Genomic DNA, 19,906 nt, shown 5'->3' with positions numbered 1-19,906 from the left:
TAACGATTTTTTGTCGTAAAAATTTCAAGTATACGATATAAATAATCCGTTATTTACTAATCCAGTGATGTATACAAACTAAATTTCTCCCTAAATAATTCCCTATCAATCAGATACTTAAAATATTATTTAGAACAAATCTTAAGAATAGTTTTATAATTAGTCTAAATAGGCTTTACCTTTGTGGCCGATAAATGCCTCGAACAAACCAGCTTATATATGCTTACCTCAAGTTTACTAGTTCGGCTCACGCCTTTTGTTTTACTGGTAGCCAGTTTATCCGCCTGTAAGGACGAAGAGAACCCTACAACGGTTACTCCTCAACTTCGCAAAACCATTGACTACGCCAAACTGACCGATACCACGACCTACGCTAACTTCTTTGTCGATAATAATGGGGCTAAAACAGTTGACCTAACAACAGGAAGTACGCGGCTGGCCATGTTTCGGGCGATCAATACCTACAATGGTACCGCAGTGGGAACAGGGGCAACGCTGGACGCTACAGTTTTGAAAAATATGTTTTCGAACACGAGCAGCCCATTTTCAGGTACAGCTAACACAGCACTCAACTCGTCGGGAATTCAATTACGCAACGTAACGGCATCATCACTGGCAGCAGCCGATGCCGAAAAAGAACGGCAAACCATTGAATCAGGGTTTACAGCTATTGCTACAGCCAGCAAATCCGTATCAGCTACAGCTTCGGAAGGGAAAGCAGGTAAACTAGGTACGTATCTGGTTGATGAAAAAGGCATTGAATATGGCCAGATTATCCAAAAGGGTCTTATTGGTGCGTTTCAGGTCGATTACATCGGAAACGTCCTGCTGAGCGACAAGAATCTCGCGCTCGATAATAGCACCCTGGTAGCGGGTAAAAATTATACGCTGCTCGAACAAAACTGGGATGAAATTTTCGGTATCATCACCGCAAACCCAGTCTACGGCGGCAAAGCGACAACGACCTCATCGGGCGAAAGCTTTATTGGTTCATATCTGTGGGAATACAACCAGGAGGATTTTCCGAAGATTCATAAAGCATTGCTGACAGGCCGGGCGGCTATTGTGAATAATGATCTAAAAACCCTGAAAGAGCAGGCAACATTCATTCACAAAGCCATGGAAAAAGCTATTTCTGGGGCTGCCTTAGGCTATCTGAGTAAATGGAAGTCGGGCACTACGGATGCCGCTCGGGCACACGCCATGGGCGAGGGGCTTGGTTTTATCTATAGCTTGCGGTATGCTAAACTAAACAATGCCGATGCAGCCTTCTCTGATGGTATTTTGACCAACCTGATCTACTCAGCACCAAACGGATTTTGGGGATTAACAAATGCCAAGATTGACGCGGCTTCTAGCGCGATTAAAACGAAATTCAATTTACCATAAACTGACTTAGGGCTGGTTCTGTTGATTCCAGGGTCTCTTTTGGTATCAATTTATTGCCCCACATTTCAACAGAATCATTAGAATCTAATTCAACGCACAGAGTGGTACTTGACGTACCACTCTGTCCTTATTTTACCTCATGGAACAAGTTAAGTGGAAACAAATTGGGTTTGCCTGCACGTTTGTCGCTGTGCTTTGGGCCTGCTCAGGTGGTAGTAGCAATGATCCCACGCCTACTCCCACAACACCAACCGATCAGGCCAGCAGTGATCGTAAAGCAATGCTGACAAATATAGCGGACAACATTATCGTGCCCAGCTACGCAAACTTCAAAACAAAATTCGATGCGATGGTTACCAAATCGGATGCGTTTGCGGCCAAGCCTGATAAAGCTTCCCTGACCGATTTTCGGCAAGCCTGGGTCGATGCGTATACCGAATGGCAGAAGGTTGAACTGTTTGACGTTGGTCCGGCAGAGCAGTACACGCTCCGAAACTTTTTCAATATCTACCCAACCAGCGTTAGCGGTATCGAAGAATATGTAGCGGCTGGTTCAGGTACGTTTGATGTACCAGCATCGTACCCCAAACAGGGGTTTCCAGCTTTAGATTATCTCATCAATGGCCTGGAGACAACTGACGACGCTCTTGTAGCCCGGTATACAACGGCATCCGATGCCGCTAAGCGAATTGCCTATCTAAAACGGCTCACGACCCAGATGAATGCACAGTTTACAACGGTTTATACCGCCTGGACCACGGGTGGCTACCGGGATACATTCATCAACTGTACCGCCCTGAACGCCAGTTGCTCAACCTCAAAACTGATCAATGGCTACGTACTGAACTATGAGCGATACATCCGGTCGGGGAAAGTTGGGATTCCATCAGGGGCCATGACCAATGGTACTGTCTCTCCCGATAAAGTGGAGGCTTACTATAAGAAGGACCTATCACTCGCGCTGGCAAAAACGGCCCATCAGGCCTCTATCGACTTCTTTAATGGCAAAAGCGTGAAAACTGGGCAGGAAGGTCCAAGCCTTAAAACCTACCTCAACGGTATTGGCGCCAAAGACAGTCAAACCGGCAAATCGCTGGTCGATATAGTAAATACCCAATTCGAATTGGTGAATCAGAAACTTGCACTGCTCAAAGCAAACCTATCCGATGAGGTCAAAACGAATGATGCGGCTGTCGTTGCGGTCTATACCGAAATGCAGAAGGCCGTTCGGATGTTGAAAGTAGATATGACATCGGCAATGAGCATCACGATTACATACACCGATAACGACGGAGACTAGATACGTTGTCATTCGGTAGTCATGAATGGTCATTCAGTTGTCCATGTTTCCTTATCCACAACTGTTGATTACCATTCATGACTAGTAATGACAAAGAATGACTATTAAATGACATGCATTAAGATGCAGCACTATTTACGCAAAACCACCTCAGCGGCCCCTTTGGCCGTTTTTAGGCTTCTGTTCGGACTGATGCTCTTCGGGAGCATTGTTCGTTTCTGGAGTAAGGGCTGGATTGCCGAACTCTATATCAACCCACATTATTATTTTCCATTCTATGGGTTCGAGTATGTTAAGCCACTAGGACCTTATACCTACGTTCTCTTCGCAATTTGCGGCCTGTCGGCGTTACTGGTGGCTATCGGATTAATGTACCGGGTGGCCATTGTGATCCTGTTTCTGAGCTTTACCTACATCGAACTGATTGACAAAAGCACGTACCTGAACCATTACTATTTTACCAGTATGGTTTGTTTCCTGCTGATTTTTTTACCCGCCCACGCGTACTTTTCAGTCGATGCCTACCGACGTCGCGATTTACTGGCCGACCAGATTCCAGCCTGGTGTCTCGATTCCTTACGGCTGTTTGTTGCCCTATTGTATTTTTTTGCCGGACTGGCGAAAGTGAACAGCGATTGGTTAATAAACGCTCAACCCCTACGTATTTGGCTACCCGCCCATAATGACCTTCCGCTTATCGGTTTTTTATTTAATTACCCCTGGGTTCCTTACGTGTTCAGCCTGTTCGGTTGCCTGTACGACCTGCTTATTCCCATGCTGCTCTGGAACCGACCAACGCGCCCCTGGGCGTACGCAGCTGTAGTCGTTTTTCATGGATTAACGGCCCTGCTGTTTCCTATTGGCATGTTTCCGTATATCATGATTGTAACGGCACTGATCTTTTTCTCCGCCAGTTTTCACCAGAAAATTAGTCAGCAATTAGGATTATGGTTAGCCATCCCCTACTCGTTTCTACGACCACAACGACTCTATGTGTATCAGCCAATTGTAGCGAATGTGTTGCTAGGTCTTCTTGCGATTTTCTTTGCGATTCAACTAGCGTTTCCGTTCCGTTACCTGCTGTATCCGGGCGAACTGTTCTGGACCGAGCAAGGCTATCGATTTTCATGGCGGGTGATGCTAATGGAAAAAGCAGGCTATGCGCAGTTCACAGTCAAAGATCATTTGGGGCACCAAACCATTGTTAACAACTCGAATTTTCTGACCCCTTTGCAGGAAAAAATGATGTCGACACAGCCCGACATGCTCCTGCAATACGCTCATATACTCCGGGATTATTATACCCGGCAAGGTTTTCAAAACCCTGAGGTCTATGTGGATTCCTATGTGGCGCTTAATGGACGGTTAGGCAAACCACTCGTGGAGCCCACCATCAATCTCGCTAACAAACAAGACTCATTTAGCAATAAAGAGTGGATTACTTCTTTCAATGATACGATTTACGGTTTTTAGTAGTGGTAGTGTTGTAAGGCCGCGTAGCGGTCAAATGTTTGTAGAAAAGTGTTTGGTGGCGTTAACCGCGTGCCGTAGGTACGCAACAGAATCAGATATTAACTTTTTCTACAAATATGTCGTACCTACGGCACGTAAACCCATTATCTCAAATGCATTAACGCTACTTTTTTTCTTTACAACCACCTCCACCTTCGCCCAGTACCAGCTATCAGGAACGGTGAAGGGGAAACAAGATAGTGTGGCCGTGAAAGGCTGTATCATCTACCTAAACGATGGAAAACGGCAGGCTGTAACGGACAGTCTGGGTCGATTTAGTTTTACAAATTTGGCTAACGGCCAATACGTACTCAATACCAGTTCGCCTGATTTCAAGGCCACCACGTTGACCATTACCCTGGCTGGGCGCGATCAGTCAGTAAACATTTTTCTAGCTAGTCGGCAGGAAACGCTGGCTGAAGTGACCGTAACCGATAAACAGTCGGATTTTGGCTTTACCCGGATGCGAAGTGTGGAAAGCATGGGCATCTACGAGGGTAAGAAATCGGAAGTGATTATCCCGGAACAGCTAGTCGCAAATCTCTCGACGAACAATGCCCGCCAGATTTACGCCCGCGTGGCCGGGCTGAACATCTGGGAAAACGAAGGAGCAGGCCTGCAACTCAGCGTGGGCGGACGTGGTCTGGACCCCAACCGAAGCTCTAACTTTAACGTGCGTCAGAATGGCTACGATATCAGTGCCGATGCATTAGGTTACCCCGAAAGCTACTACACTCCCCCTATCGAAGCCGTTGGCCGGATTCAGATCGTCCGGGGAGCCGCTTCACTTCAATACGGCACGCAGTTTGGTGGCTTGCTCAATTTTGTCATGAAAAAGCCCGTAGCCGATCGCAAGTTTGAGTTAACGGCTCGGCAAACCATTGGCTCGTTTGGGTTTTACAATGCCTTTACCAGCGCCAGCGGTACGGTTGGCAAACTGAGTTACTACACCTTCTTTCAATACAAAAAAGGCGATGGCTGGCGGCCCAATTCGCACTTCACCAACTACACCGCCTTCGCCGATATCGACTACCATTTTTCGGAGAAAACAACCTTGGGTTTCGATCTGACTCAGATGAGTTACCTGGCCCAGCAACCGGGTGGCCTCACGGATGCTATGTTTCGCGAAGATCCACGGCAAAGCAATCGGGAGCGTAACTGGTTTAAGGTGAACTGGACAATGCCCGCCCTGCATTTCGATCATAAGTTCAACGCGAATAACGAGTTTAACCTGCGGGTGTTTGGTTTGTATGCGTACCGCTATTCACTAGGGTTCCGGCCCAACCGGGTGGCCAGCGTCGATGACAACAGCGAGCGTGATTTGATCAAAGGCGACTTTCAGAATTATGGCGCCGAAGCCCGGTATTTAAAGCGGTATTCCGTAGCGAAGCAACAGGCGGTACTGCTGGTGGGTAGCCGCTATTATCATGGCTATAACCATAGCGTACAGGGATTAGGCAGTACGGGCAAAGACGCCGATTTCAACTTCATCAGCGATGCCAACGCCATTTCGTACGACTACCAATTCCCGAACCGAAACGTCTCCGCCTTTGCCGAAAACATTTTCTACATCGGCGATAAGCTGTCTATTACGCCGGGTGTTCGATTCGAGTACATTAAAACCACAGCCGATGGTTTTTATGGCACGATAACCCGCGATTTGGCGGGGAATATCATCAACTCGGTCAGTACAACTGAATTACGCACTAACGGGCGTCAGTTTCTGCTCGGTGGCATCGGTATCAGCTACAAACCCGTTGCCCAGTTGGACATTTACGGGAATCTTTCTCAGAATTACCGGTCCATCACCTTCACTGATATGCGTATTTCCAATCCATCGTCGGTGATTGACCCTAACATGCAGGACGAAAAAGGGTATTCGCTCGATGCCGGTATCCGCAGCACGCAGACTACCTTATACAATTTCGACGTCAGTGCGTTTTATCTGAATTACAATAACCGGATTGGCGAAGTCCAGTTCTACGATGCCAACGACCGTGTTCTCCGTCGCCGGGGCAATATTGGCCAGGCAGTTATCATGGGGATTGAATCCTACGCGGAAGGTGATTTTCTTCGGCTAGTGAATCCATCGAATCCAAACCTGAGCGGGGTTTTATTTGCCAACGTAGCCCTGATCCATTCAACCTACAAAGCCAGCGAAATTGCCGGAGTCGTGGGCAATCAGGTGGAGTTTGTTCCAAACGTAAACTTGAAAAGTGGCATTCGGATAGGCTATAAAAACCTGAAAGCCTCGTTTCAGTATACACACCTGTCCAACCAGTTTTCTGACGCGACCAACGCAACCGAAGGCGGTGTATCGGCAGTGCTCGGGCTTATTCCGGCCTATACCATCCTGGATGCCAGCCTTTCGTACCAGTTCAGTCGGTTCCGGTTAGAGGGTAGCCTGAACAACCTGGCGAATACGGCCTACTTCACCCGCCGGGCAACGGGTTATCCTGGCCCCGGCATTTTACCCTCCGATGGCCGCGGGTTTTACCTGACGGTGCAGGTGAAGTTATGATACCTAAGGTTGTAAGTGAAACTGTGAACCGGTAGTCCGGTAGTGATTAGTGAACTCCTTTGATAGCCTGACAAACGACGAATCAGCTACACGACCCGATAAAAAAACAAGCTGGATATTCCGCTGACGGGCGGCCGTAGCGAAGTTTTCGATCGCTGTAATCACGTCGCTATCAATATAGGAAGAGCCGGTTCCATCAATTTCTACAATCGAGTTATCGGGAACGTTCTTCAGTAATTTCAGCAGTTTAGCCTTGCTCAAAAATGACACGTGGTCTCCTAAGCTCACGTGAATTCGCGTCACGTTATTATCCCACTCAGTCCGGACGCGGTGGGTATTTTGATAATGCTCATGCAGGATAAAGACAATTCCCGTAACCATGCCGATACCAATACCGGTCAGCAAATCGGTCAGTAGAATAGCGATAATGGTCACGATAAAGGGAATGAATTTAGATACTCCCTCGGCATACATAGCCTTAACGATCTCTATTCGAGCCAGTTTGTAGCCCGTTACCAGCAGAATAGCGGCCAGGCTAGCCCATGGAATTTTGTTTAGCAACGTAGGTAGTGTTACGACACACACCAGCAATAAGGTCCCATGAATCAGTGCGGCTAGTTTAGTCCGCGCACCCGCGTTGATACTAACGGAACTCCGCACAATAACCGATGTAAGGGGAATACCGCCAATCAGACCGCTAACCAGATTACCAATGCCCTGCGCTTTTAATTCATGATTGGCCGGGGTTTTTCGTTTGAGAGGGTCCAGTTCATCGCTGGCTTCAATGGCTAATAGTGCCTCCAGACTTGCCACCAGCGCAATAGCTACTGCCGATGTATACACCAATGGATTTGTCCACTGAGAAAAATCGGGTAAAGTAAATAGTTGGAAAAACGCCTGTGGACTTTCTGGAACCGGTAATTGCACTAAATGATTACCTCGCAGTGCCCATTGCGGAAACGCCACACGAACGAGCTCATTGATACCGATGCCCAACAACACGACGACTAACGCAGCCGGTATATTTTTGGTAAAGGATAGTTTACGAAAAGCAGGACGCTCCCACAAATAAAACACGGATAACGATGCCAGCGCAATCAGAATAGCGACCCCACTAAATTGCCCCAGGGCCATATTCAGCTGCTCAATGATGTTGAAACCGCCGGGCTGGAAAAGCGCAAATCCTTCGGCAGCATCGGCATCATAACCCACCAGATGCGGTAATTGCTTCACAATGAGAATAATACCGATACCGGCGAGCATTCCCTTAATAACCGACGATGGAAAAAAATTGCTCACAATACCGGCCCGCGCAAAGCCTAAACCAACCTGCATAAGTCCCGCTATACAGGTAGCCAGCAAAAAAGCGGGGAACGACCCCAGTGTTTCAATAGCACTCAGGGTAACCACAATCAGTCCCGCTTCCGGCCCCGAAATACTGAGTGACGATCGGCTAACAATACCAACGACAAGGCCGCCGACAATACCCGCAATAATACCGGCGAACAGTGGCGCACCTGATGCCAGCGCAATACCCAGACACAAGGGAACGGCTACCAGAAATGAAATCGCACCACCCCGAACGTCGCCCTGGAGGTTGCTGAAGTCAATTGGTTGAAAAATAGATTGTCTGTTACTCATTATCAATTTCTGGTTGTATATCAATTAACACCCAAGATTCCATCTATAGATGAAGTCTATTGGGCTCTACCGTGCCGATATGCCTTCCTCTCTGGCTTCCTCAATTTGACGTAACCGTTTCTCTAACCGAACTTTCTCGGTATATAACGAGTCGGCCCGCTGGCTTTCGGCCTTATACTGAGTACGATACCAGTCTCGGTTCAGGCGATTATCCACGTAGAGGTTATAGGCGATAACGGAAAAAATAAAGCCCCAGACGGTTAGCCAGTTAATAAGCTTGCTGGATTTAGTAGTAACGTTGACGTTGTTGTTCATGACTCGAAACGGATTAGATCACCACTCGAAATTCCACGCAACAAAGTTCGTATCTATTTATACAGGCTTAATTAAGGGTCTGTTAGAAGATAATGAGAGACCCATTAGAAGTTGATTAGAAACCGATTAGAACGTCTTGGGCAGACGAACAAGGAACGTAGTGCCCTTGCCAACGGATGACTCTACATGAATTTGGCCCCGGTGCAATTGAATAATTCGATAGGTTAACGGCAAGCCAACGCCATGCCCGTGCACCCGTTTGACGTTTTCGGCCCGAAAGAACGGTTCGTAAATACTTTTTATGTCCGACTCTAAAATACCAACCCCCTCATCTTTAAACGCCACTGTTACCCAGCGTTCATTGGCACCGAGAATAACGTCTACCCGTTTTTTCTCCGAAAACTTACAGCCATTTTCCATCAGGTTAAAAAAAGCCGAGTACAACAGCGACTTGTTTCCCTCCAGTGTTAACGAGGGTTGAACATTATCCATATCGCCATCAAACGAGAAAACGACTGAGTAATCAGGCTGCCGGTTCATGAGCATCTGAGCGGCCTGATAAATAATTTCGTCGATAGATACTTCACTGAATTTCAACGGAGTAGCCCCAAAACTCACCAGCGTCAAGTCGAGCAGATTGTTGGTCAGTTTATTCATCCGCTGGATGACCTCCAGGGCTGCGGCCCACTTGGCTTCGTGTTCTTCAACCGTTCGTCGTTTCAGCAACGTCACTTCAATTTGCCCCGTAATAATGGTGAGTGGTGTGCGCAGTTCGTGCGACGCATTCGCGACAAAGTTTCGCTGCACTTCGAAGGCCTCCTGTACCCGGTCGAGCATTAGGTTGAACGTGTGAGCCAGTTGAGCCAGTTCATCATGGTCATTACCGGCGGTTACGCGCTGATTTAGGTTCGACGCGGTAATCTGATCGACCTGCCGAACAACATCGGAAATCGGCCGAAGTGACCGACCTGCATAGGCCCACCCAACTGCACCCACTAACGCCAGGCTACAAACCAGACCCACGATCATAATGGTCCGTAAATGGCCGATTTTTTCTATTCCATATTGATCGTAAGCCGAGGCCACCAGTACATATTCCTGGTTCTGATGCTGGTGCGTAAACCCAACAATTTCGGCCTGAGGCTTTCGAAAAAACACCTCTTTTTTCTCACGGATAAGCGTTAATACCTCGGGTTTTACGATCGAACTATCGCGGGTTGAATACAGTATCTGATTGTTCTGATCATAGACATTGATCTGTTCTTCAGGCAGAGCCGTGATGTTATTTCGTTCAATAATCCGAAGCAGGCGGGTATTGATCTCATCTTCATCCAGCAGGAGTCGGGCCACGTTTTTTGCTTTGTCGCTTAACTGGAGGTAAAAATCCTGTTGCCGAAAATACTCGGATGTAGCGTACACAACAAACGAAAACAGCACCAAAATAGCTGCTACCACCCCCACGAACGTAAGCGAAAGACGAGCTCGTATTTTCATTGGTTAATCATCAGAAGCCCGCATAATATAGCCGATACCGCTAATGGTATGAATCAGTTTAAGCGAAAAATCCCGGTCTATTTTTTTGCGCAGGTAGTTGACGTACACATCTACCAGGTTGGTCCCGGTATCGAAATTTATATCCCAAACGTGCTCCGTAATTTCGTTTCGGGTAAGGGCCCGGCCCTGATTTTTCATAAAAAACTCAAGCAAAGCTAATTCACGAGCCGTTAGAGTAAGTTTCTGATTTCCCCGTTTTACGGTCTTACTGTGCAAATTGAATTCCAGATCCGCTAGTTTAAGTACCGTTACCTCGGCAGGTGTAGCTGCATTACTGCGCCGGTTTAGGGCCCGTAAACGCGCTACCAGTTCACGAAACTCGAATGGTTTTACCAGATAATCATCGGCTCCGGCTTCAAAGCCATTCACCTTACTATCGGTGCTGCCAAAAGCGGTCAACATCAGAATCGGCAGGGTTTCAAACCGATTCCGAATCATTCGACACAGGTCAAACCCATTGATTACCGGCAGATTCACGTCCAGTATTACACTGTCGTAGTCGCGCTCAGCGAGTTGCTTCTGCGCTTCCATTGCATTGCCCGCAATATCAGCCTCAAAATCGTACTCCTCCAAACCAATTTTAATGAGTGAAGCAACCTCCCACTCATCTTCAACGATTAAAATTCGCATAGCGGCTCTTCAAAACAAAAGCGAAAGTAACATGAATTTGGATTAGACTAAGCTAAGTGGCCTTTGTAGCTAGGCCGGTTCAATATGTACAAGTACATCATAAACAGCAGGACGGGCTTCCAGGATGGCCGCTTTCACAGCGTGGGCAATCTCGTGCCCCTGACTAACGGTTAAGTGGCCCGGTACTTTTACGTGTAAGTCGATAAAATACTCAAAGCCCGCTTTCCGAACCCGGTATTTATCAATGCCGGTTACTTTCGGCACGGTCAGGGCAATGGTTTCCAGTTCCTGTTGCCAGTCACCCACTGGTGTTTCGTCCATCAGCTCACCAAACGACGGGCGGAAAATATGATAGGCGTTATACAGGATAAAGCACGAAGCCACCAGTGCAGCCCAGTCGTCGGCACTTTCGTAACCGGGGCCGCCAATGAGCGCAATACTGATGCCGATAAAGGCCGTTAGCGAGGTGATGGCATCGCTGCGATGGTGCCAGGCGTCGGCTTTAACCGCACTGCTTTCCACTTCATTACCGACTTTCTCTATACGTCTAAACAAGACCTCTTTCACAATGACCACACCCGCCAGTACGACCAGTGTAAACGGTGCCGGAATAGCGTGGGGTACCTGAATTTTCTGGATGCTTTGCACCGCAATCAAAATAGCGGCTCCCACCAGTGCCAGTGAAACCACAATAGTCGCTAAGGGCTCGGCTTTGCCGTGACCGTATGGATGGTTTTGATCGGGGGCTTTTGAGGCCGTCCGTAGCCCCGCCCAAACAAAAAGGGAGGTCACAATATCTGTGGCTGACTCGATAGCGTCGGCAATTAAGGCATAGGAATGACCCAGCCAACCGGCAATTCCTTTCACCAGCACCAGGCCAATATTGATACCAATACCAATAAGGGTTGTCTTTTCGCCCCGCCGGGCTTTATGTGGTTCCAGTGTCGATGATTCCATCCGTTCGTTCAGTAGCCGACGGAATTCTGTACGGCTTTAGGTAAAAAGCCTTTTTAGAGAGTTTTGGTTTTATCTATTTTTGTTTGTAGTACTGATCGTCCCGGTCGGGCGTGTAGGAAGACGCTACTCACCCGACCGGGATGATCAGTATTAACCCATCAAAGTGCCTCTATCAGCCGTACTACAATAACCGAATTCTGCTTGTTCACCGTCTGCTCATAAGCAACCAGGGTTCCATTTTTGGTGCCCAACACAGCCGGGTAGGTAGCATCAACCGATTCTGGCGTAAGGTACACAGTTGGACTAACCGCTCCCCCAGCAACGGTCCGCATGCCAATTCGCTGCACGAACGAGCCCATTTCGTTGGAACCATCTTTGGAAATCGACTCGTCCCAAACCCACACCAGTCGTCCACCAACGGTCGCTACCTGAGGGTGTTTCGCCCGATTTGATAACACACTGCCCACCAGTTTGTCAGAACCGAAACGGGCAAGCCGTAATCCAGCAGCATCTTCCTTACCCGAAAACCAGGTCGCCAGAATGTCATTACCCACCTGCGCGACGACAGGCCCTGCATGCGGACACGCGTTGACCTGCCAATGATCGGCAAACACAACTTGTGGTTTGCTGAATGTTTTACCGCCATCCGTCGAAACAGCGGTGCTCATATCACGGGAAGCGATTTCACCAGTTTTGGTCGCGGGTAACAAATCGCGATAGGTCAGATGAATCTGTTTCTTTGCATCTACAAATACATTTGTCCGGCAGCATTGACAGGCATTATTATCGACGAGCACAGCGGCACCAAATCCTTTTCCTTTCGTCGTCTGGGCAAACACAACGGGACGCCCCTCCTGCCCCGGCAGCTTTTCGTCCAGGAAAACCACACCGATTTCGCCATTGGGCAGGCGTGTAATGTCACTGAACGAATGGCTCGTTCCGGGCCGCACATCCTGATGAACGGGCTTGGGTTCAGTCCAGGTCTGGCCTTTATCGGACGACATAACATAGAGCAAATCACCGGCAAAGCGTGACGATGGCGTGGGATTCGGCACTTCAAAAACAGCCACCAATGTACCGTCTTCTTTAGCTGCAATCTTTGGCATACCTTCCGCATGAGTCGAGAGATTGGCCGGGGCCTTTACCCGAACTTTCTGACCGAAGGTTTGCCCACCATCAGTCGATAGGGCGAAATAAAATGCGCTCCCTTTATCGCCCTCTTTTTCGGCCCAACTGAGCAGTGGATTGCCCGAGGCATCGGTCGTTAATCGGGGAACGGCACCCACGAATTGGGGGTTAGATACGGCTGTTTCGGTAGCTGGTAGCCAGCTCAATAGCCAGCCGAGAATCGAAAATAGAAATGAGTAGGTCATCATTTTAGGTTATTTAAACTAATGGATAATGTAAAATGGATAATGAATAATTGGCAACCAAATCCCTGAAAATCAAAACATTACCCACCATTCATTTTACATTATCCATTTTACATTATTCATTATCCATTAACTTTTATGTCAATCCAGATAGCTTGTTGCTTCAGCAATGCTTTTTCGCATTTTATCGCGTAGCGCATTAACTTTCGTCTGTTCGGCCTTTAGATAAGCAAGCGCCCTGGTCTGGTCAAGCTGTTTAAGTGTATCGCCATTGTACTCGTGCATCCAATCGGTCATTAAGTGATCGGCACTATCCAATTGAGCCGTCACCGCAATGCCTCGTTTTGCGTCTGTTGCGTCGGTGGTCTTCTCAAGATGGAGCGTTACAGCTTTTTTGAGTCGGATCAGTTCACTCATCTGCGGCATCAAACTATCGTGGGTAGCCAGCACCTGCTTTTCCAGTTCAGCGACGGGTCCTTCGATTATTGATTTATGCTGCGAATCGGGGTGGTGATGTTCACTCGATGTTGACTGACAGCCACTAGCCAACAGCGTGAGTCCAAAGGCTAATCCAGTTAGCGTATTCATCATAGCTGGGTTTAATTGGTTGACTTCGTTTAGCGTTTACCCGCAAAATTGTACTGAACGCCAACCACAAACGTGCGTGGAGCCGCAGGCGTGTAGGTTGTTCGGTCGGTGGCGTTGTTTCCGCGCGTGGCGTTAGTGGCGAAGAGTGCGTTGGTTACGTTCAGGATATTCGAAAACACCTCGATGCCTTTCCATTGGTAACCCACCCGGACATTCGCGAAATCATACCCGCCATAATTGACCGTACTGGTCTGATTCTGATACCAGCTTGCGACATGCTGCCACTCAACCGATGTCCGGAAATTCTTCAGCCAGACTGGATAATAGCTGATTTCGGTATTCCAGAGCGTTCGTGGAGCCGATGGCATGTCCTTTCCGTTTACGTTCTGAATGACATCGGAAGCCCGTTGGCTCAGCGTAAATTCGACAAACTGGTGTACCGCATGTGTTCCCCCAAAACGGAAAAACACCTGCTTCGACGGGCGATAGGTAACGCCTAACTCAACACCCCGATGCAATGTCTTTCCTGCGGATTGGTAGTCGGTTGAGTTATCAGGCTGACGGATGCTGAGTAGCTCGTTCGTGCCATTCATCTGGTAAAGCGCAGCATCGACGTACACCTTGTTGTTCAGCAACGAAGCCCAGCCCCCGATTTCCATGTTGTCGAATTTGGTGGGTTGCAGGTTGTAGTAGAATAAATCGCCGGAAGCCGTGGGCGTGGTTCGTTTCAGGAAAATCGACGTGAGGGCTGGTGGCGAAAAACCTTTGGCATAGTTGGCATATAGCCCTTTGCCATTGCCCAGATCATAGGTTGCACCGATTTTGGGCGTTGCCTGGCTGTAATCCTTACTGCCCGTACTCTTGTCGAGCGCATTCGTATAATCAAACGCCATGCGATCGTAACGCAATCCTGCCGACAGGCGCAGTTTGGGCAGTGGCTCGAAATCATACTGCACATAAGCCGCTACATTATGAATATCGGCCTGGTAATTCGCCAGTTGAATATCGGGTCGCTCTTTCACCTGCGTGTACTTGATCACCGATTTTTTGTCGGCCCGGAGTTCCGTTGTCAGGTCGGTCTGGTAGGCGTAATACGTATTCGGCGATAGGTCGAGCGTGGTTCCTACAATCAGCTTGCTGTTCAGGAAATTCAGCTTCTGCGTATGCTGGGCAATGAAACCATAACTCTTGAAATCATTGCTATTGATCTGCCCCGTAGCCGTTGCCGCACCCGTTGTCCACCGAATGGAATAGGCCGGATTCTGACCCACGCTGTTGTTCCGTACAAAAGCCGTAATGAACGACTGAGAGCCGCCCTTCCAGTCATGCTCTAAAGTCAATCGGCTTCGTAACGAGAACGTTTTGCGGTACGTAAAATCGGTGGTGCTCACGTATTGCCGGGCAAAAAAGGCCGTACTGTCTACACTCCCGCTGGTTTGCGAATTGTAATCATTATACGACAACGTACCCGTCAGGCGAGTTCTGGGCGTAAAGGCATATTCGAGTCGGGCGAAATACGATGACTTGTCATAGTCAGAACTGGCCATCCATGAATCACGCTGCTTTGATACGAAACCGCCCAGATAAATCCCAAACTTACCCTGCCGGGCACCAGCACCAAACTGGAGCCGCTTATACCCCCATTGGTCGAACTGAATACCCACGCGGGCAGTTGGAACCGCCGTTGGCCGTTGCGTAATGAAATTCACCGCGCCACCCACGGCTTCAGGACCGTAAATCGACGATACCGGGCCCTTAACTACCTCAATGGAGCTGACCGTAAACTGATTCATTTCGAGCAGGGCGTTATGATTAAACACACCCATTGGCCGAATAGGTACGCCATCTTCCATGTACAGGAAATAGGCGTTGGTCGTCATTGGCTGCCGGATGGCCATCATGTGCTGCTCGTTATTGAGGTTCACCATGAGCACACCCGGCGTTTTATTGATGACTTCGTAGATGCTCGTCGGCTTGGTTTCGTTGATCAGTTTGGCCGAGAGTTTGGAAATCGCAATGGGCGTTTCGGTCCGTAGCGCAGCCTCGCGATTCCCGGTCACTACCACCGTTTGGAGATCTTCAGCAGCTGGTTCCAGTTCAATGCGTAACGACTGACCAGCTACCAGCGTAACTTCCTGCCGCCGATAGCCCACTGCCGATACAACGACTTTTGTGGTACTCGACGCAACCGAAAAATGGCCGTTTGCATCGGTAACGGCACCGGATTTACCATCGGCCCAGGAAATGGTTACGCCGGGTAAAGGCTCTTTGGTTTGCGCGTCAAAAACAAGCCCTTTCTGTTCGTTCTGGGCAAAGGAATTGAACGCAACTAACATACATAACCAACAGGCTATGAGATATTTATAAATTTTCACGAAATTTTAGTTTAAGTCAAACGAATTGACTGGCCCATGCTTATTTTTTAGCACTGGAGCAGTCATTTTAGAAAAACCTATGGTATAGGTTTAGGCCTGACTTAAACGCGTGGAGGGCGAAACAAACCCATCAAGGGGGCTATATAGACGGGAAAACGGTAATCTGAAAACCCAACGGACTGAAGCAGTTGCCAGATGGGAACGAACTGAAAGGGAAGAGCCGCTTCACAAAACAACTGAATAACAGGTATATTCTGCACTCGTTCGGTTGTTTCTTTATCCTGTTTATCCTGTTGTGCTTTTAGTCGTTTGGCTAAGTAGCACTGACCATTACAGTGTAGTTGAGGCTTATCGCGGTTTTCGCAAAGAACACGGGCAATGTACTCTTTATTAAGCTGGTAATGCGCGATGACTCCCCACGGACTGACCGTCGGTAGCATTGTCGCAACCAGTAAACTATAAAGTACGAGTGTCCGCATAAAGGGGATTCCCACTACAGAGAGCAAAAAATTAACCAGAACGACCTTGACTAATCAACTAGATATCAGGATATTGAGTAATATAACAAGTATTCCTCTGCAATCGATTTAAAAGTAAGCAATCAATCAAATTGGAATTGAAGTACATTTTGTGTGACCCCGTCGGGGTCACACAAGAGCAAGATGGGAAGAGGCTATAATTGGGGTGGCTGAAACAGCGAGACCAGGGGCGCACGATAGTCTGGCAGTTGATAAACCGGTAACTGATTCACCAATAAGCGCATAGATGGCGGCATCATCAAAAACGTACTAATATCGGAGCAGAATAAGGTAATGATCGGCAAATCCTGCAAACGGGCAGTCATGTCTTTGTCCTGCCGTTCCTGCTGGGCCTTCAGCTGTTTAGCCAGATAACATTTACCGTCGCAGTGCAACTGCGGTTTATCGCGGTTTTCGCAGAGGACGCGGGCAATGTAGTCTTTGTTGGCATGATAATACGCAATGGTCCCCCACTGGCTGACCGTCGGCAGCAATGTTGCAATCAGGAGGATATAGACCAGTGCGATTTTCATCTGCCACAAAGGTACGGCAGCGTAGCGTATTTTTATTCTCGCCAGGTTAAAACCCGACGGGAATAATTTCCTCAACTTAAAAGGTTTCCTCAAGCATCTCTTTGTTGAGTGTCACGGCTGCCCGCATACCATTGGTGGCAGCTACCGTTACCTGACGCATCATTGTGTGCGTGTCGCCTGCGGCAAATACGCCCGGAATAGTGGTTCGGCCAAAGTCATCAACTTGCACAAAACCCATGTCGTCATGCAAACAGCCTAATTGCCAGCCAAGCGTAGACGCCTGATGCATGGGAGGTCGTGCAAACAAGGCGGCCAATGGGTAATGTGTTTGATTGGCTAGCAACAATCCGCTTAACTGGCCGTCCTGATGAGGGATGACCGAAATTGGCGTCTCTATAATTGTGATTTGATGGCGTTTCAAAGCGGCTGTCTGCTCCGGCGATAACGTAGACGGGCCATTTGTAAACAGCGTAAGATTAGCGCTCCAGTGGTGAATCAGTCGGCCCATCTCGAAACCTGCATCGCCGTTTGCCAGTACGCCCAGCGCCTGCCCGTGCACTTCATAGCCGTGACAATACGGACAATGCAATACCGAAATGCCCCAGCACTCCGCGAAACCAGGAATGGGTAACATCTGGTCGGTTAGCCCCGTCGCCAGCAGCAATCGACCGGCCGAATAGGAATCACCGGCGTCGGTTGAGACGATAAATCCAGTATCCTGCTTGATTGCCCTTGTAACAGTGGCTGTTTTAATCGTTACCGTTGAGTACGCCAGTGCCTGTTGGCGGGCAATGGTTGCTAACTCGGCCGGTGTTGCCCCATCGCGCGTCAGGAAACTGTGCGAATGCGGAGTTTGGCGATTGGCTGGCTGTCCGCTATCCAAAACCAGTACCCGACGCAATGACCTACCTAACACCAAAGCAGCACTTAAACCTGCATAACTACCGCCAACAATAATAATTTCGTAGTCTGGTTGAGCTGATGTCATAAGTGTATGAGGTAAGCTCTAGTTTGACTTGCCATGAAGCAAAAGTAAGGGTAAATTTTCTTTTTGCAACAATGTTGCAAAAAGAAAATTTACCCTTGATTAATAGGCTACATCTACCTTATATCAACTTTGGTCCACCTCACTAATCAATTGCTGAACCGAACATTGCTGCTCGGGCGGCAGCGATTCGAGCGTTCCAGTTAAGGCCTGTTTTATTTGTTGCCATTGATGAGGTTTCAGGAAAATAAGCTCAGTTGTAAAATCAACGGATTCCTGATTTGTAGGCAAAAGCTCTGTACTTCGGTCAATTGGCAAATGGGGTGTCAGCCTGGCAATTAATTGCTGCGATAGCTCCTGACGAATGTACTGGTCCAGGGTATAGGCCGGAATTCGGCCTTCGGTATCTGCTTTTTTTAGCGTCGTTGTCAGTTTATAATTCATGGTTTCCGGTGGCCGGAGTATGATTTTCTCTGACAGGATTAACAGGATTTACAAGATTTTGACGGGCGAGAACCAATCCTGCTAATCTTGTAAATCCTGTCAGAAAAATTAAATCGTTCTGTTAAACAATACGGATTGGTTTTTTATCCTCATCAAGCGCTACGAACGTGAATGTTCCATGGATGGCTTTGTGCCGCTCCATCGAATACATTTCTTCGACATAAATCTCGACGGCAATCCGAATACTAGTGTTTCCCACATGCTCAACCCGGCCAACCAGTTCAATGATAGTACCCGCCGGAATCGACTTGGTAAAATTGATTTTATCGGACGATACCGTGACCATGCGTTTCCGTGAAAACCGGGTGGCGGCAATAAAAGCCACTTCATCCATCAATTGCAGGGCCGTTCCCCCAAAAAGCGTATCGTAATGATTGGTTGTACTGGGAAAAACAGCTTTGAAGATTCGGGTTTCTGCCGCTGCAATTCGGGCTTCTAGTTCTGGCGTTTCGTTAATGCCCACGTAATAAATCGGTTAGTGTAGTTTGGTGAGTCAGGTGGTTATACTCCGTTCGGACGGCCACCAGGCAGTCGGCACATAAACAACCCTGATAAGCCGATCTGACATACTGTCGTTGCTCGTCAGTTAGTTGGACTGACTGGCATTGACACAAGTTAATGCTCCCCACGCGGCACTCGAATAATTGGTGGCAGCGCGGGCAGGCGGTATGTTCATGTTTACCGGACAATTGGCGTTCCATTGGCTTCGACTTCCTGTTCAAAGGCGATATAATTGACTACCTGTTTCTGCCGGTTTACGATCGGTCGAATTACCACCTGGCACCAGTAAGGCGTTCGGTCTTTCCGATAATTCAGCAACCGTCCACGTACTGATTTCTGCCGATCAATAGCTTGTCTGATATGTTGCCGGGTGCGTAGAGATGTGCCTTCGCCCTGCAAAAAATTTGGTCGGCGTCCCAGGGTTTCCTGGCTGGTATAACCCGTCATTGCTTCAAAATGGGGGTTCACGTATCGAATAAGCTGGTCGGTATCTGTAATGATAACTGCCCAGGCATCGCTTAGCAAATCCTGACGCATTGATGCGGGCAATACCCAGTCCTGCGCTTTGGCTAACGACATCCACCCACCTTTTTCGGTCACCAGGGGCGTTTTTTGCCTGAATTCCCAGCCCGCCAATAACGGGGCATGCAGAAAAGGCTTATCCCGTTCAGCAAGGTATTGATCGTAAGGTCCGCAGAAATCCATAGAAG

Annotated in this window: 19 protein-coding genes; 4 read left to right on the top strand and 15 right to left on the bottom strand. The window is 48.3% G+C overall.

Annotated elements, in window-relative coordinates; all coding sequences use genetic code 11:
- Positions 1–219 precede the first annotated feature (219 nt).
- The 4 genes from EXU85_RS05230 (at position 220) to EXU85_RS05215 (ending at position 6,722) form a co-directional block, all read left to right on the top strand.
- On the top strand, positions 220–1,389 hold the full coding sequence (locus EXU85_RS05230; protein ID WP_142771056.1) for a DUF4856 domain-containing protein: 1,170 nt from the start codon (positions 220–222) through the stop codon (positions 1,387–1,389).
- A 139-nt stretch (positions 1,390–1,528) separates the two neighbouring features.
- Positions 1,529–2,689 (top strand): imelysin family protein, encoded by a 1,161-nt coding sequence (locus tag EXU85_RS05225; protein ID WP_142771055.1) that lies wholly within the window; start codon positions 1,529–1,531, stop codon positions 2,687–2,689.
- Positions 2,690–2,812: 123 nt separating this feature from the next.
- On the top strand, positions 2,813–4,162 hold the full coding sequence (locus tag EXU85_RS05220) for an HTTM domain-containing protein (RefSeq protein WP_142771054.1): 1,350 nt from the start codon (positions 2,813–2,815) through the stop codon (positions 4,160–4,162).
- 34 nt (positions 4,163–4,196) lie between these two features.
- Positions 4,197–6,722 carry a TonB-dependent receptor domain-containing protein gene (locus EXU85_RS05215; protein ID WP_142771053.1) on the top strand — a complete coding sequence of 842 codons (2,526 nt, stop codon included), beginning with the start codon at positions 4,197–4,199 and terminating at the stop codon, positions 6,720–6,722.
- A 3-nt stretch (positions 6,723–6,725) separates the two neighbouring features.
- Here the strand turns inward: EXU85_RS05215 and EXU85_RS05210 are convergent, their stop codons facing one another.
- The 15 genes from EXU85_RS05210 to EXU85_RS05140 all read right to left on the bottom strand — a co-directional run bounded on the left by EXU85_RS05210 (position 6,726) and on the right by EXU85_RS05140 (position 19,901).
- The gene (locus EXU85_RS05210) at positions 6,726–8,363 is read right to left on the bottom strand and encodes a SulP family inorganic anion transporter (RefSeq protein ID WP_142771052.1); all 1,638 of its coding nucleotides are present in this window, start codon (positions 8,361–8,363) and stop codon (positions 6,726–6,728) included.
- Between the two features lie 66 nt (positions 8,364–8,429).
- Positions 8,430–8,678: a hypothetical protein gene (locus EXU85_RS05205; protein ID WP_142771051.1), complete on the bottom strand. Its 249-nt coding sequence runs from the start codon at positions 8,676–8,678 to the stop codon at positions 8,430–8,432.
- A 126-nt stretch (positions 8,679–8,804) separates the two neighbouring features.
- On the bottom strand, positions 8,805–10,172 hold the full coding sequence (locus tag EXU85_RS05200) for an ATP-binding protein (RefSeq protein WP_142771050.1): 1,368 nt from the start codon (positions 10,170–10,172) through the stop codon (positions 8,805–8,807).
- Between the two features lie 3 nt (positions 10,173–10,175).
- Positions 10,176–10,862, bottom strand: coding sequence for a response regulator transcription factor (locus tag EXU85_RS05195; protein WP_142771049.1), 687 nt, complete (start codon positions 10,860–10,862; stop codon positions 10,176–10,178).
- A 69-nt stretch (positions 10,863–10,931) separates the two neighbouring features.
- A complete protein-coding gene (locus tag EXU85_RS05190) occupies positions 10,932–11,819 on the bottom strand; it encodes a cation diffusion facilitator family transporter (protein ID WP_142771048.1) in 888 nt (295 codons plus the stop codon).
- Positions 11,820–11,977: 158 nt separating this feature from the next.
- A complete protein-coding gene (locus tag EXU85_RS05185) occupies positions 11,978–13,195 on the bottom strand; it encodes a sialidase family protein (RefSeq protein ID WP_142771047.1) in 1,218 nt (405 codons plus the stop codon).
- A gap of 138 nt (positions 13,196–13,333) precedes the next feature.
- Positions 13,334–13,783: a hypothetical protein gene (locus tag EXU85_RS05180; protein WP_142771046.1), complete on the bottom strand. Its 450-nt coding sequence runs from the start codon at positions 13,781–13,783 to the stop codon at positions 13,334–13,336.
- A 26-nt stretch (positions 13,784–13,809) separates the two neighbouring features.
- The gene (locus EXU85_RS05175; RefSeq protein ID WP_142771045.1) at positions 13,810–16,116 is read right to left on the bottom strand and encodes a TonB-dependent receptor; all 2,307 of its coding nucleotides are present in this window, start codon (positions 16,114–16,116) and stop codon (positions 13,810–13,812) included.
- 140 nt (positions 16,117–16,256) lie between these two features.
- Entirely contained in the window at positions 16,257–16,634 is a 378-nt protein-coding gene (locus tag EXU85_RS05170) for a hypothetical protein (protein WP_142771044.1), read from the bottom strand.
- Between the two features lie 194 nt (positions 16,635–16,828).
- Positions 16,829–17,206: a hypothetical protein gene (locus tag EXU85_RS05165; RefSeq protein ID WP_142771043.1), complete on the bottom strand. Its 378-nt coding sequence runs from the start codon at positions 17,204–17,206 to the stop codon at positions 16,829–16,831.
- A gap of 76 nt (positions 17,207–17,282) precedes the next feature.
- Entirely contained in the window at positions 17,283–18,194 is a 912-nt protein-coding gene (locus EXU85_RS05160) for an NAD(P)/FAD-dependent oxidoreductase (RefSeq protein WP_142771042.1), read from the bottom strand.
- A 123-nt stretch (positions 18,195–18,317) separates the two neighbouring features.
- The gene (locus tag EXU85_RS05155; protein WP_142771041.1) at positions 18,318–18,635 is read right to left on the bottom strand and encodes a hypothetical protein; all 318 of its coding nucleotides are present in this window, start codon (positions 18,633–18,635) and stop codon (positions 18,318–18,320) included.
- 121 nt (positions 18,636–18,756) lie between these two features.
- Positions 18,757–19,158 (bottom strand): acyl-CoA thioesterase, encoded by a 402-nt coding sequence (locus EXU85_RS05150; RefSeq protein WP_246859435.1) that lies wholly within the window; start codon positions 19,156–19,158, stop codon positions 18,757–18,759.
- Entirely contained in the window at positions 19,148–19,396 is a 249-nt protein-coding gene (locus EXU85_RS05145; protein ID WP_142771040.1) for a cysteine-rich CWC family protein, read from the bottom strand. The genes EXU85_RS05150 and EXU85_RS05145 overlap by 11 nt, the downstream gene beginning before the upstream one ends.
- Positions 19,374–19,901, bottom strand: coding sequence for a PAS domain-containing protein (locus EXU85_RS05140; RefSeq protein ID WP_142771039.1), 528 nt, complete (start codon positions 19,899–19,901; stop codon positions 19,374–19,376). Before EXU85_RS05140 ends, EXU85_RS05145 begins: the two co-directional genes overlap by 23 nt.
- Positions 19,902–19,906: the final 5 nt, after the last annotated feature.

The sequence above is a fragment of the Spirosoma sp. KCTC 42546 genome (assembly GCF_006965485.1).
Classification (GTDB): Bacteria; Bacteroidota; Bacteroidia; order Cytophagales; family Spirosomataceae; genus Spirosoma.
The sequence above is the reverse complement of the archived record's forward strand: the minus strand, read 5'-3'. Positions and strand labels throughout refer to the sequence as shown.

Excerpts from the sequence above, each read along its gene's own strand:
- EXU85_RS05230 (WP_142771056.1), top strand. The coding sequence starts at position 220 with ATGCTTACCTCAAGTTTACTAGTTCGGCTCACGCCTTTTGTTTTACTG.
- EXU85_RS05225 (WP_142771055.1), top strand. The coding sequence starts at position 1,529 with ATGGAACAAGTTAAGTGGAAACAAATTGGGTTTGCCTGCACGTTTGTC.
- EXU85_RS05220 (WP_142771054.1), top strand. The coding sequence starts at position 2,813 with ATGCAGCACTATTTACGCAAAACCACCTCAGCGGCCCCTTTGGCCGTT.
- EXU85_RS05215 (WP_142771053.1), top strand. The coding sequence starts at position 4,197 with ATGTTTGTAGAAAAGTGTTTGGTGGCGTTAACCGCGTGCCGTAGGTAC.
- EXU85_RS05210 (WP_142771052.1), bottom strand. The coding sequence starts at position 8,363 with ATGAGTAACAGACAATCTATTTTTCAACCAATTGACTTCAGCAACCTC.
- EXU85_RS05205 (WP_142771051.1), bottom strand. The coding sequence starts at position 8,678 with ATGAACAACAACGTCAACGTTACTACTAAATCCAGCAAGCTTATTAAC.
- EXU85_RS05200 (WP_142771050.1), bottom strand. The coding sequence starts at position 10,172 with ATGAAAATACGAGCTCGTCTTTCGCTTACGTTCGTGGGGGTGGTAGCA.
- EXU85_RS05195 (WP_142771049.1), bottom strand. The coding sequence starts at position 10,862 with ATGCGAATTTTAATCGTTGAAGATGAGTGGGAGGTTGCTTCACTCATT.
- EXU85_RS05190 (WP_142771048.1), bottom strand. The coding sequence starts at position 11,819 with ATGGAATCATCGACACTGGAACCACATAAAGCCCGGCGGGGCGAAAAG.
- EXU85_RS05185 (WP_142771047.1), bottom strand. The coding sequence starts at position 13,195 with ATGATGACCTACTCATTTCTATTTTCGATTCTCGGCTGGCTATTGAGC.
- EXU85_RS05180 (WP_142771046.1), bottom strand. The coding sequence starts at position 13,783 with ATGATGAATACGCTAACTGGATTAGCCTTTGGACTCACGCTGTTGGCT.
- EXU85_RS05175 (WP_142771045.1), bottom strand. The coding sequence starts at position 16,116 with ATGTTAGTTGCGTTCAATTCCTTTGCCCAGAACGAACAGAAAGGGCTT.
- EXU85_RS05170 (WP_142771044.1), bottom strand. The coding sequence starts at position 16,634 with ATGCGGACACTCGTACTTTATAGTTTACTGGTTGCGACAATGCTACCG.
- EXU85_RS05165 (WP_142771043.1), bottom strand. The coding sequence starts at position 17,206 with ATGAAAATCGCACTGGTCTATATCCTCCTGATTGCAACATTGCTGCCG.
- EXU85_RS05160 (WP_142771042.1), bottom strand. The coding sequence starts at position 18,194 with ATGACATCAGCTCAACCAGACTACGAAATTATTATTGTTGGCGGTAGT.
- EXU85_RS05155 (WP_142771041.1), bottom strand. The coding sequence starts at position 18,635 with ATGAATTATAAACTGACAACGACGCTAAAAAAAGCAGATACCGAAGGC.
- EXU85_RS05145 (WP_142771040.1), bottom strand. The coding sequence starts at position 19,396 with ATGGAACGCCAATTGTCCGGTAAACATGAACATACCGCCTGCCCGCGC.
- EXU85_RS05140 (WP_142771039.1), bottom strand. The coding sequence starts at position 19,901 with ATGGATTTCTGCGGACCTTACGATCAATACCTTGCTGAACGGGATAAG.